Origin of the sequence: Qipengyuania gaetbuli, assembly GCF_020524765.1 — a bacterium.
Classification (GTDB): Bacteria; Pseudomonadota; Alphaproteobacteria; order Sphingomonadales; family Sphingomonadaceae; genus Qipengyuania; species Qipengyuania gaetbuli_A.
In genome coordinates this window covers 1,592,121-1,604,021 of the sequence record NZ_JAIVLR010000001.1, presented here as the reverse complement: position 1 = coordinate 1,604,021, position 11,901 = coordinate 1,592,121, and the positions used below count along the sequence as shown (strand labels likewise).

Here is an 11,901-nt window from a genome sequence, read left to right as displayed (position 1 = left end):
CATCCGTCTCCTGTGCTGGCGGTGATCAGTCCTGGTCGGTTTCGTCGAGGACCCAGTTCGGGTCCATCGCGTCGACATGGCGGCGGAAGGTCCAGATGTCCCGGCTTTCCACGGCATCGTCGAGCGAACCGGCAACGACATTGCCGTCCTTGTCGCGGGTAACGGCCGCGATATCGGCGACGAAGCGCACGGCGATGCGCGCATCCTTGCCCGCGAGTTCGGCCGAATGGACAGTCGCGTCCTCGATCCGGATCAGGCGGTTGTCGAGCGTTTCGCCCGCTGCCTCGCGCGCGTCGATCGCGGCAGCGAAGCTGGCGTAGACATCGTCGTCAGTCAGTTCGCGCAGGGTTTCACGGTCGCCCTTCCAGAAGGCTTCGAGGATCATCGCATAGGCTGCCTTCGCCCCTTCGAGGAACGACAGCAGGTCGAACCGCGAATCGGACGCGGCAATCGCGCGGATCGCGGTTTCGTTGGCGCTGGTGGCATTGTCCACGCTGCGCAGCGTCACGGTCGGGCGGGCGGCGGGAACCGCATCGGCGCTGCCAGCGACCGGCGGCGGAGGCGCATTCTGTTCGCGCGGGCCGTAGCTGCGGCGGATCGGGTCCTCTTCCTGCTCCGACCGCTGGCCGAGCACCGAATAGAGGCGCAGGCCGAGGAAGGCGGCGATGGCGGCAAGGATGACGATCTCGTAGATCACTGGCGAAATTCCGTTCTGGTCGACTTGGCAAATCTGCGGGGGGAGGCAGGTTACCGGCCCTGTCTCCCTACTGCCCTAGATAGGGACCAATTACAAACGCACAATGGGCGCTGCCGGGTCCAGACACCCCTATCAGGCACCGGACCGTCGCCTTCCTCGCGCATTGCCCCGCGCCCTGCACGGTGCTAGGCGCGCGCCCTGAAATGCGGGGCGCGTGCGCGTCCGGCGACCGATCCCGAATTGCCAGTCTAGAGAAAGCTTGCCCGATGGCCGATGAAAACGACGTACTGACCGATCTCAACGCGGACCCTGCAGCCGGTGCCAACGGCGCGGACAACCGCCCCACGGTCGGCGTCCTCAACCAGTATGTGAAGGACCTCTCGGTCGAGAACCCGAATGCGCCGGCTGCCTACCAGTGGTCGGAACAGCCGCGCATCGACGTGCAGGTCAACATCGCGGCCAACAAGATCACCGACGAAGTGCACGAAGTCGAACTGAAGATGACCGTGCGCGCGGACGCGGACCAGGGCGCGATGTACATCGTCGAGCTGGCTTACTGCGGCCTCGTCGGCATCCGCAACGTGCCCGAAGAACACGCGCACGCCTTCCTGTTTGCCGAAACGCCCCGCCTCCTCTTCCCCTTCGCGCGCGGCATCATCGCCGAAGCGGTGCGCGATCTCGGCTACCCGCCGCTGATGCTCGATCCGATGGATTTCGGCACGCTTTACCAGCAGCAGCTGCAGGCCCGCGCCGCGCAGCAGGCGCAGGGCACCCCGGCTCCGACCGGGAACGCCTGAGGGGCGGAACTCTGATGGAGGCTCGCGCATGAGCCTGCTCAAGCACGTCGGCACGATCGGCTCGCTCACCATGGTGAGCCGCATCGCCGGAATGGCGCGCGAGATGATCTTCTCGCGCGTCCTCGGCGCAAATGCGGTGACCGATGCCTGGTTCCAGGCCTTCATCATCCCCAACGTCTTCCGCCGCCTGTTCGCGGAAGGCGCGTTTTCGGCCGCCTTCGTGCCGATGTTTTCCAAGCGGCTCCACGGCGACGGCGGGCTGGAAGAAGCGCGCAGCTTCTCCGCCGACGTGCTCAGCGTCTTCCTGCCGGTACTGATCGCGTTGTGCATCGTCTTCGAACTGGCGATGCCGGGCGTCATCTGGCTGCTGGCGGACAAGCCAGTCGACCCGGGCGAATTCGACCTTGCGGTCGATTTTGCGCGGATCATGTTTCCCTACATCCTGCTGGTGAGCCTGGTGACGCTGTTCACCGGGATGCTCAATTCGGTCTCGCGCTTCGCGCCGGGCGCCAGTTTTCCGATCATCCTGAATATCCTGCTGATCGCCGCCCTGCTGCTGGGAGAGCGGTGGATGGAGGCTGGCGCGAGCCTGGAACAGGTCACTTACGGCATCGCGTGGACCGTGACCGCGGGCGGCGTGATCCAGCTGCTCTGGCTGCTCTACTGGGTGCGGGTCGAAGGCTTTCGGCCCAAGATATTGTGGCCGCGCATCACGCCCGAAGTGAAGCGGCTGTCCATCATCGCCCTGCCGGCCGCGATCGGCGGCGGCGCCTACCAGATCAACACGCTGGTCCAGCTCTATTTCCTCAACCAGCTCGAAACCGGCTCGGTGAGCTACATGAATTATGCCGACCGGCTGAACCAGCTGCCGCTCGGCATCATCGGCATAGCCCTGTCGACCGCCATCCTGCCGACGCTGTCGAAATTCGTGGGCGGCAACAACAAGGAAGGCGCGGACCGGATCCAGTCGGACGCGATCGAGCTGTCGATGCTGCTGACCATTCCGGCAGCCGTGGCGATGGCGATTTGCGCCACCCCGTTCATCACCATGATCTTCCAGGGGGGCCGCTTCGACATGGCCGATGCGGCAGTCACGGGCGAGGTGCTGGCCGCGCTCGTCCTCGGCCTGCCCGCCTATGTGCTGGTCAAGGTGCTGGTGCCCAATTTCTACGCCCGGTCGGACACCAAGACGCCGGTCTATGCAGCCTTCATCTCGCTTGCGGTTTTCGTCGGCTTCAACATCGCCTTCCTCCAGCGGTTTGGCGTGGTCGGGGTCGCCTATGCCAGCGTCATCGGCGCCTGGATCAACGTCGTCTATCTCTACATCGTCCTGCTCAGGCGCGGGTATTACGAGATCCCGCTGTCGCTGGTCGCGCGTGTCGCTCGCCAGCTGGTCGCCGCCGCAGCCATGGGCGCAGCCTTGTGGTTCGCGCGCGATTTGCTAACCGGCTGGTATTCGGCCGGCCTGTTCGAACGGCTGGGTGCACTCATCGTCCTCGTCGCCTGTTCGGCGGTGGTCTATTTCGGGGTGGCGTTCGCAGTCGGCGCCATCGACCGGCAGCGCATCGCTGCCCTCACCAGGAAGAAAGCTTCGTAACCCGTCATGCGCGTTGTTTCCGGCATCCAACCCACTGGCAATCTCCACCTCGGCAATTACCTGGGGGCGATCCGCAACTGGGTGCGCATGCAGGACGAGATGGGTGACGGTCACCAGTGCTTGTTCTTCCTGGCCGACCTGCACGCGATCTCGATGCCGCACGATCCGGCCGAGCTGCGCAAGGGCACGCTGGAAATGGCCGCCGCGCTGGTCGCCTGCGGGATCGATCCGCAGCGCAGCGTGCTGTTCAACCAGGCACAGGTCCCGCAGCACGCGGAACTGCAGTGGCTGCTGGGCGGCACGGCGCGCATGGGCTGGCTCAACCGCATGACGCAGTGGAAGGACAAGGCAGGCAAGAACCGCGAAGGCCAGTCGGTCGCGCTGTTTACCTACCCCGTCCTGCAGGCCGCCGACGTGCTGCTCTACCAGGCGACCCACGTGCCGGTGGGCGAGGACCAGAAGCAGCATCTCGAACTGGCGCGCGACATCGCGCAGAAGTTCAACAACGACTTCGCGTCCGAGGAAGCGCCGGTCTTCACCCTGCCCGATCCGATCGTGCCGCCGCAGGCTGCGCGCATCATGAGCCTGCGCAACGGCGCGGCCAAGATGAGCAAGTCGGACCCTTCCGACATGAGCCGCATCAACCTTGCCGACGATCCGGACGAGGTGATGAAGAAGATCAAGAAGGCCAAGACCGACCCCGAACCCCTGCCAAGCGAGGAAAAGGGGCTGGAGGACCGTCCCGAGGCGCTGAACCTCGTGACGATCTACGCCGCGCTGACCGACGGCAGCGTGGAAGGTGTGCTGAAGGACTTCGGCGGCGAAGGCTTCGGCAAGTTCAAGCCCGCGCTGGGCGAACTGCTGGTGGAAACGCTGCGCCCGATCTCGGCGCGGTTCACCGAACTGCTCGAAGACCGCGAGGCATTGGACGCGATCCTCGCGCGCGGCGCGGCGCAGGCACGCGAGATCGCCGTGCCCACGCTCGACGCCACCTACGAGGCGCTCGGCCTCGTGCGCGGCTAGGTCAGATCTTCACCGCCGTACCGCTGGCGCTGACCATCAGCATCGAACCGGTGTCGCCGATCACCTCGTAATCGAGGTCGATGCCGACCACCGCATTGCCGCCGCGCGTGGCCGCTTCGGCCTGCAATTCCTCGATCGCCTGGTTGCGCGCATCGGCAAGGATGCGTTCGTAGCTGCCCGAACGCCCGCCGACGATGTCGCGGATATTGGCGAACAGGTCGCGGAAGATGTTGGCGCCCACGATCACCTCGCCGGTCACGATGCCCAGGTATTCCTGGATCGGCCTGCCCTCGATCGTGGGCGTGGTGGTGACGATGACGCCGCGGGCGTCTTTCCAGGGTCCTGCCATGACTGCTCTCCTACTTGCGCTTTGGGAAGGATGCGCGAAGGAAGGTCGCAAGGAAACCCAGCATCGCGCCGAGCTGCCATGCGGGTATCGCCTCACCGAAGATCAGCGTGGTCAGCCGGTCGAAAACCTGCGGGAAGATAAGGCCACCTGCCCAGCCGGCCGCCGCCCCGAACAGCATCGCCACCAGCGATACGATGGCGATGAAGACCGGCCCCAGCAGGACCAGCCCGACCAGTCCTGCCCCGCGATTTACTTCCGACATACCGCTCTCCTTGTTGATTTGGTGTATTACTTCACCAATACGCAAGGAAAGTCAAGCAAATCAACCCATTCCGAGCGCGGCCTTGTAGGTATCGAGGATGGTTTCCTGCTCGCTGCGCTCGTCTGGCTTCATTTTGCGAAGCTTGATGATCTGGCGCATGATCTTGGTGTCGTAGCCCACCGCCTTGGATTCGGCGTAAACGTCGCGGATATCGTCGGCGATGCCCTTCTTCTCTTCTTCGAGGCGTTCGATGCGCTCGATGAGAAGGCGCAGGCGGTCGTCGGTGGCTTCGGCCATGTGAAGGTAACTCCGGTGATCTTGAGAATCGGTTGGCCGGTGCGAATAGCCACCCAGCCGCGCGGGGTGAAGGCGGCGACTCGCTACTCCACGCGATTTTTCGCGATGCTGGCTTCCATGCGCTCCAGCTGCTCTGGCGTGGCAGGCGTCTGGCGGGTCGCCTTCCATTCGTCCTGCGGCATTCCGTGGACCAGTTCGCGCGCCTGCGCCTTGTCGCCTTCATAACCGGCATCGATGATCCAGTCGGCGAGGCAATTGCGGCAGAAACCGGCCAGCCCCATCAGGTCGATATTCTGGGCATCGTGGCGGTGACGCAGGTGCCGGACCAGGCGCCTGAAGGCTGCTGCCGCTACGTCATCGGGCAGTCGGTCGAGCGGGTCGGGTGCATTCGTAACCATGTCATCGTCCTTGAAATGTCTCACCGCCCTGCCATAGCGCTGGTTCATGGCAAAGCCCGACAAAGAGCGCGAAGGCGCACCCAAGCTCGATCCCCGTGGCCGCAAGGTCAAAATTCTCGCGACCGTGGGTCCGGCCAGCCGATCTCCCGAAATGCTCGCCCGCCTGTTCAAGGCCGGGGTCGATGCCTTCCGCGTCAACATGAGCCATGGCGAGCACGAGACCCATGGCGAAACGATCGCCGCGATCCGCGCGCTGGAAAAGCAGTTCCACCGCCCCATCGCGATCCTGGCCGATTTGCAGGGCCCGAAGCTGCGCGTGGGCAAGTTCAAGGACGGCAAGGCGGTCATCCGCCATTCGGGCCATTTCACGCTCGACCGCAATCCCGAGCCGGGCGACGAAACCCGCGTCGAATTGCCGCATCCCGAGCTGTTCGGCCTGCTCGAAAAGGGCCAGCGCCTGCTGATCAACGACGGCAAGATCCGCCTGCGCGTGATCCGTGCCGACGAGAACGAGATCCTTTGTTCGGCCGAAGTCGGCGGCGTCATTTCCGACCGCAAGGGCGTCAACGTACCCGATGCCGAAGTGCCGATCCCCGCACTGACCGACAAGGACCGCAAGGACCTGGCATTCGCGATGCAGCAGGGCGTCGACTGGATCGGCCTCAGCTTCGTGCAGCGTCCCGAAGACCTTGCCGAGGCGCGCAAGTTGATGGGCGGGTATGGTGCGCTGTGCGCCAAGATCGAAAAGCCCATGGCCGTCCGCCGGCTCGACGAGATCATCGAACTGTCCGACGGCATCATGGTCGCCCGCGGCGACCTCGGCGTGGAGCTGGAGCCGCAGGAAGTCCCGCCGCTCCAGAAGCAGATCGTCAACAAGGCGCGCACCGCCGGCAAGCCGGTGATCGTAGCCACCCAGATGCTCGAAAGCATGATCGAGAGCCCCGCGCCGACCCGCGCCGAGGTCTCCGACGTCGCCAATGCCGTCTACGACGGTGCCGATGCCGTGATGCTGTCGGCGGAAACCGCCGCCGGCGACTGGCCGGAAGAGGCCGTCACCATCATGCACCGCATCGCCCACCAGGTCGAACGGGACGAGGCCTATCTCCCCCGCGTGCGCTTTCTCGACACGCCGCCGGACAAGACCACCGCCGACGCGCTGGCCCATGCCTGCATGACCGTGGCCGACACCGTCTCGATCGCCGCGATCACCGTCTTCACGGGTTCGGGCAGCACCGCTCGCCGCGTGGCGCGCGAACGCCCGAGCGTGCCCATGCTGGTCCTCACGCCCAGCATGAAGACCGCCCGCCGCCTTGCCCTGCTGTGGGGCGCGCACGCCGTGGCGACCAAGGACATCGGCAGCTTCGAAGAGATGATCGCCAAGGGCAAGCGCATGGCGCTGCGCCACGGCTTTGCCGGAGCGGGCAGCAAGCTGGTCGCGCTCGCAGGCGTTCCCTTCGGCACGCCCGGCTCGACCAATCTCATGCACGTCGTCACCGTCAGCGGCGACGAGCTGGAAAAATACGAAGGCCGGTGATCGTCCGCGGCTGGCTCAGCCGTAGGGCAATCTCACGTCCCAGCGCAGCGCTTCTACACCGCCCGCATCGAGTGCATCCGCTGCGCGTGCGACGAGGAGCGATTCGTCCGCGATATCCTCGATCGCGTTCTCCTTCTCGCCCGGGAAATACATCTGAGTGGTCAGGCGCGCCTGCCGGCTCTTGATGTCGAAATGGATGTGGCGGGGCCGCGGGGTGCCGCCGAAGGCATAGATGCCGGGGCGGATGGTGCGGAAACGGTAGCGCCCTTGCGCATCGGTCACCAGCACGGCAGAGCCCTGGAAATAGGGGTCGAGCGGCAGTTCCTCGCGCTGGTCGCCGCCGTGCATGTACCGGCCCACCGCATTGGCTTGCCACAGGTCCAGCGTCACGCCGGCAAGCGGCGAGCCGTCGTGGTTGGTCACCACGCCGAAGACATCGAGGAGATCGCCCTGCGCCGTCCCATGAACGCCCTGCACATGGGTCAGGTCGGAATCCTGGTCGAGCGGCCTTACGGTCGGATAGAACGGGCCGAGTTGCTGCGGCGGGGTCGATTTGCCGAGGACTTCGAGCAGGTCCTGTCCGGCTACGGGTGCCGCGATGGTGGCAGCGCCCCCAGCGACGATGAAATTACGGCGTGAAAATGCAGGCATAGTCTCCCTCCCTAGAAGAGCTGCGCACCCTGCGACCGTAATTGGCTTGTTATCGGCTCACGCTAGAGCGCGGTCCAGTCCGGCACAAGCCCGCACGAATTGCAGCGGGCCTAGGCGGCTGCCCGTTCCAGCCGCGCGCGCGCCTCCGCCTCGCCGATCAGCGGCAGGAGTTCCGCCATGTCGGGGCCGTGGTCCATACCGGTCAGTGCCTGCCGCAGCGGCAGGAACAGCGACTTGCCCTTGCGCCCCGTCGCCTCCTTCAGCGCATTGGTGAGCGCGTGCCAGGGATCATCGCCCCAGGTGAGAAGGCGCGCAGCCTCTTCAAGGTAAGCGCGGTCGTGATCGGCAAAGTCCGGCTGGGCGATCGGGCCGGTGACGAGCTGCCACCAGTCGGCCACCTCGTGCACGTGCGAAAGGTTCGGGCGGATGGCGTGCCAGCCGGCTTCGTCCATGCCTTCGGGCAAGCGATGCTCGACGGATGCAAAATTCATCTGGTGGACCAGCGCGGCATTGATCCGCTCCAGTTCCGCATCGTCGAATTTCGCAGGCGCCCGGCCGAAAGTGGACAGGTCGAAGCTGTCGACCAGCACGCTGCGATCGGCGATCGGTTCGACCGGCTGGCTGGTGCCGAGACGGGCAAGCAGCGCCACAAGCGCCTGCGGCTCGATGCCTTTCTCGCGGAAGGCATCGCAGCCCAGCGAACCGAGGCGTTTCGACAGCTTGCCCTCACGCCCGACCAGCAAAGCCTCATGCGCGAACCGCGGAATTTTTGCTGCAGCATATTGTGCAGCAATAAGCGCGGTAAACATCTGAATTTGAACGGCAGTATTGCTGACATGGTCTTCGCCCCGCAGCACGTCGGTGACGCCCATGTCCAAATCGTCGATTGCGCTCGGAAGCATGTAGAGCCAGCTGCCGTCGGCGCGCCGGATGACCGGATCGGAAAGCTGGGCAGCGTCGAATTTCTGCACCCCGCGCACGCCGTCGCCCCAAGTAATCGGCTCGTCGTGATCGAGCTTGAAGCGCCAGTGCGGAGCGATGCCTTCCGACTCCTTCGCAGCGCGTTCTTCCTGCGTGAGCTTGAGCGCGCCGCGGTCGTAGATCGGCGGCAGACCGCGGCCCAGCTGGATCTTGCGCTTGAGTTCGAGTTCCTGCGCGGTCTCGTAGGCGGGATAGACCCGGCCTGCGGCCCTCAGCGCCTCGAATGCGGCCTCGTACTTGGCAAGGCGCAGCGACTGGCGCTCCTCGCCATCGGGCTCTAGCCCCAGCCAGGCAAGATCGGCGCGGATCGCGTCGACATATTCCTCGCGGCTGCGCTCCGCATCGGTGTCGTCGATGCGCAGCATGAAGCGCCCGCCGGCCTTTCGCGCGAGCATCCAGTTGTGGAGCGCGGTGCGGATATTGCCGACATGGAGACGCCCGGTCGGAGACGGCGCGAAACGCGTAATGGTGGTCATGGCCGCGCCGATAGCGCAGCGCGCAGCCTATTGCGAGAAGAGCGTGACCGAATGTCCGCCGCCGCGCAGTTCCACCGCATTGGCGGGAGTGCGGCGCACCTCCTCTGCGGCATCGATGGCAACCGCCAGCGCGCGATGCTGCGGCGATACGGCGGGCAGGCAGGTCACCGTCCCGCCGCCGGGCGCAGGTTGCGGCCCGTAGGCAGGATCGCGCTGTATTTCGACGCGCCCGTCTTCGAGGCCGTAGGTCCAGGCAAAGCCGAGGCAGCGCGGTTCGTAACCGATCGTCTCCTCCGTGATCGAAAGCGCGATGCCGAAGTCGGTCTCCAGCGGCTCTCCGTCGATCCCGGCGACGCGGTATTCCCCCACGATGCTGGCCGGGACGATTCCCGTATCGGCCGCTGCGGGCGAAGGCTCTGCCGTCGGCTCGTCGGCGGCCGGCGCACATGCGGCAAGCATTGCCGCCAGCAGTAGCGCCGCCCTCACGCGGCCTGGCCTCCCCGGCGCTTCAGGGCCGCCTTGCGTGCAGCGCGGTAGTCGATCACCGCCTTGTCGACCGGCGGGCTGATTTTCGCGCCGTGTTCCGGGTCTTCCTGCGCCAGTGTTTCGGCCAGCATCGGCTTGCAGATGAGGAAACCCTGCGCCTCCTTCACCCCGAGCTTGCGCAGAAGGTCGAGCTGCTCGCGGTCCTCGATACCTTCGGCGGTCGTCTCCATGTCCATCGCCTCGGCAAGGCGCGTGATGGTCGAGATGATCGCCTGGCTGCCGAGATCATGCGTCACGTCGCGCACGAAGGCGCGGTCGATCTTGATCCGGTTGAAGGGGAAACGGCGCAGGTAGGCGAGCGAGGAATAGCCGGTCCCGAAATCGTCGAGCGCGATGCGTACGCCCAGCTCGCGCAGGGCCAGAAGCGTCTCGCGATTGGCATCGCTGGTATCCATCAGCACGTGCTCGGTGATTTCCAGCTCGACCCGTTCGGGCGGGAAATCGGTGGCGCGCAGGGCCTGCGACACGGCGGCAACCAGTTTCGCATCGGCGACCTGCGTGGTCGACAGGTTGATCGCGATGCGGAAATCGCCGTCCCAGCCGACCGTTTCTTCCAGCGCGCGGCGGATGACCCATTCGCCGATCGACGTGATCAGGCCGGTATCTTCTGCCACGGGCAGGAAATCCGCCGGTCCCAGCACGCCGCGGGTCGGGTGGTACCAGCGCAGCAGCGCCTCGTAGCCCGTGGTCTGGCCGGTATCGAGTTCGATGATCGGCTGGAAATGCAGCTGCATCTGGTCGCGCGCCAGCGCCTCGCGCAGGTCAGCCTCGATATCACGCCGCTCGCGCGCTTCCTGGTCGAGACGCGGCTCGAACAGGGCAAGGTTGTCGCGCCCCTTGTTCTTGGCTGCATAGAGCGCAAGGTCTGCGCGGCGCATCAATTCCTCGGCATCGCAATCGCCCTCCAGACAGCGCGCCACGCCCACGCTGGTGGAGACACGGTAGCTGTGCCCGTCAATCTCGTAGGGCGCGCGCACGACCGACAGGAAACGGTGCGCCCGTTCGATCAGCAGGCCGTCGCCTGCGCGCGTTTCGATCAGCACGGCAAACTCGTCCCCGCCGAGCCGGGCGACGAGATCCTGCTGGCGGACTTCGCCTGCAAGCCGTTCGCCGACTTCGCGCAGAAGCCGGTCCCCGACAAGGTGGCCGCGCGTGTCGTTGATCGCCTTGAAATCGTCGAGGTCGAGATAGAACAGCGCGATATTAGCCCCGCGCGAATGGCTGTCGCCCAGCAGTTCGCGCAGCCGCTCGTTGAAGAGGTAGCGGTTGGCGAGGTTCGTCAGATTGTCGTAATGCGCCATGAAGGTGACGCGCTGTTCGATCAGCCGCGCGGACGTGACGTCGCGGCCGATCCCGCTCATCGTGCCGTCCATCCGCGGACGGCCCGACAATTGCCAGAAGCGCCGTTCCCCTTCGACTGCGATGGTCACCGGCAGGTCGCGGAAGGCCCGCTGTTCGACGAGGAAGCGCGAGAGCCCTTCCCGCTCTTCCCCCGGTTCGACGAGATCGAGCAGCGACATGCCCTCGAGCGTTTCTGCATCAAGGCCGAGCACCTTGGCAAAGCGTTCGCTGGTTTCGCGCAGGCGCGCATCGTTATCGACGATCCACAGCCAGTCGGTTGACTGCTCTTCGTAATCATGCAGCAGCATGGCAACCGTCGCGGCGGCATCCTCGCGCTCGATATCGGCCACCACAGCCGCCTCGAAGGCTGCATCCATGCGCCCGACCGCCCGCCACAGGGTGAGGCCGTAGACTACCAGCAGCGCTGCCACCGGCGTCGCCTCGATACCGATGGCAAGCCATGCAGCAGCGAGGAGCCCGCCCAGCAGCATGACGATATGGACATAGCCAGCCTGCGGGGCGGCGCGGTGGATCAGCAGCACGCCGACCATCATCGCGGTACCCACGACTGCGAGCGTCGCGATTTCCAGCCCCTGCGCAATCAGGGCAAGGAGTACGAAACCGACTGCCCAGATCACGCTCGAGGCCATCATCGCACCGGTCACGCGGCGGTAATCGCGGCGCAACGAGGCGGCATCGCCGATCTCGGGATCGAGCGAGGCGAAATAGAACGCCCTGAGGCAGAACAGGCCGATGGCCGCGCCCGCCCAAGTCAGGATCGGTACTTCCAACTTGGCTTCGTCGAAAGCGATGACGAGCACGAAAATGGAGGCGATGGCCGAAAGGGTCGCGAGCGTATTGCCCGCGGTCACTGCCCGCAGGCGCCGCACCAGCAGCAGGCGGCGCACCTCTTCGCTATTCGCGCTCGGTCTTCCCATGCGGCCCCCGGTTG

The 11,901-nt window shown here is 65.5% G+C and carries 13 protein-coding genes; 4 read left to right on the top strand and 9 right to left on the bottom strand.

The features are described 5' to 3' along the window. Window positions 1–25: 25 nt before the first annotated feature. The gene (locus LC083_RS08095) at window positions 26–697 is read right to left on the bottom strand and encodes a Tim44/TimA family putative adaptor protein (RefSeq protein ID WP_226699920.1); all 672 of its coding nucleotides are present in this window, start codon (window positions 695–697) and stop codon (window positions 26–28) included. Window positions 698–963: 266 nt separating this feature from the next. Between LC083_RS08095 and secB the strand changes: the two genes are divergently transcribed. Genes secB through trpS form a run of 3 tightly spaced genes read left to right on the top strand, consistent with a single transcriptional unit; the run spans window position 964 to window position 4,114 of the window. Beyond that, a complete protein-coding gene (gene secB / locus LC083_RS08090; RefSeq protein ID WP_160608853.1) occupies window positions 964–1,494 on the top strand; it encodes a protein-export chaperone SecB in 531 nt (176 codons plus the stop codon). Between the two features lie 28 nt (window positions 1,495–1,522). Further along, window positions 1,523–3,091, top strand: coding sequence for a murein biosynthesis integral membrane protein MurJ (murJ, locus tag LC083_RS08085; RefSeq protein ID WP_226699919.1), 1,569 nt, complete (start codon window positions 1,523–1,525; stop codon window positions 3,089–3,091). 6 nt (window positions 3,092–3,097) lie between these two features. After that, window positions 3,098–4,114, top strand: coding sequence for a tryptophan--tRNA ligase (gene trpS, locus LC083_RS08080; RefSeq protein ID WP_224831799.1), 1,017 nt, complete (start codon window positions 3,098–3,100; stop codon window positions 4,112–4,114). 1 nt (window position 4,115) lies between these two features. Here trpS and LC083_RS08075 read toward each other — a convergent pair whose 3' ends face one another. From LC083_RS08075 to LC083_RS08060, 4 genes are all read right to left on the bottom strand, one after another. Continuing rightward, complete coding sequence (locus LC083_RS08075) at window positions 4,116–4,463, bottom strand: heavy metal-binding domain-containing protein (protein ID WP_222554984.1); 348 nt, start codon at window positions 4,461–4,463, stop codon at window positions 4,116–4,118. 10 nt (window positions 4,464–4,473) lie between these two features. Then, on the bottom strand, window positions 4,474–4,725 hold the full coding sequence (locus tag LC083_RS08070) for a hypothetical protein (RefSeq protein ID WP_160608849.1): 252 nt from the start codon (window positions 4,723–4,725) through the stop codon (window positions 4,474–4,476). Between the two features lie 60 nt (window positions 4,726–4,785). Next, complete coding sequence (locus LC083_RS08065) at window positions 4,786–5,022, bottom strand: DUF2312 domain-containing protein (protein WP_160608848.1); 237 nt, start codon at window positions 5,020–5,022, stop codon at window positions 4,786–4,788. Between the two features lie 83 nt (window positions 5,023–5,105). Then, entirely contained in the window at window positions 5,106–5,420 is a 315-nt protein-coding gene (locus tag LC083_RS08060) for a DUF1244 domain-containing protein (RefSeq protein ID WP_226700039.1), read from the bottom strand. Between the two features lie 46 nt (window positions 5,421–5,466). Between LC083_RS08060 and pyk the strand changes: the two genes are divergently transcribed. After that, window positions 5,467–6,954 carry a pyruvate kinase gene (gene pyk, locus LC083_RS08055; RefSeq protein ID WP_226699918.1) on the top strand — a complete coding sequence of 496 codons (1,488 nt, stop codon included), beginning with the start codon at window positions 5,467–5,469 and terminating at the stop codon, window positions 6,952–6,954. Between the two features lie 15 nt (window positions 6,955–6,969). Here the strand turns inward: pyk and LC083_RS08050 are convergent, their stop codons facing one another. The 4 genes from LC083_RS08050 to LC083_RS08035 all read right to left on the bottom strand — a co-directional run bounded on the left by LC083_RS08050 (window position 6,970) and on the right by LC083_RS08035 (window position 11,887). Further along, window positions 6,970–7,605 (bottom strand): hypothetical protein, encoded by a 636-nt coding sequence (locus LC083_RS08050; protein WP_226699917.1) that lies wholly within the window; start codon window positions 7,603–7,605, stop codon window positions 6,970–6,972. Window positions 7,606–7,715: 110 nt separating this feature from the next. Further along, complete coding sequence (gltX, locus tag LC083_RS08045; RefSeq protein WP_226699916.1) at window positions 7,716–9,062, bottom strand: glutamate--tRNA ligase; 1,347 nt, start codon at window positions 9,060–9,062, stop codon at window positions 7,716–7,718. A 27-nt stretch (window positions 9,063–9,089) separates the two neighbouring features. Beyond that, the gene (locus tag LC083_RS08040; protein ID WP_226699915.1) at window positions 9,090–9,548 is read right to left on the bottom strand and encodes a hypothetical protein; all 459 of its coding nucleotides are present in this window, start codon (window positions 9,546–9,548) and stop codon (window positions 9,090–9,092) included. Continuing rightward, complete coding sequence (locus LC083_RS08035) at window positions 9,545–11,887, bottom strand: putative bifunctional diguanylate cyclase/phosphodiesterase (protein WP_226699914.1); 2,343 nt, start codon at window positions 11,885–11,887, stop codon at window positions 9,545–9,547. Before LC083_RS08035 ends, LC083_RS08040 begins: the two co-directional genes overlap by 4 nt. Between the last annotated feature and the right edge of the window lie 14 nt (window positions 11,888–11,901).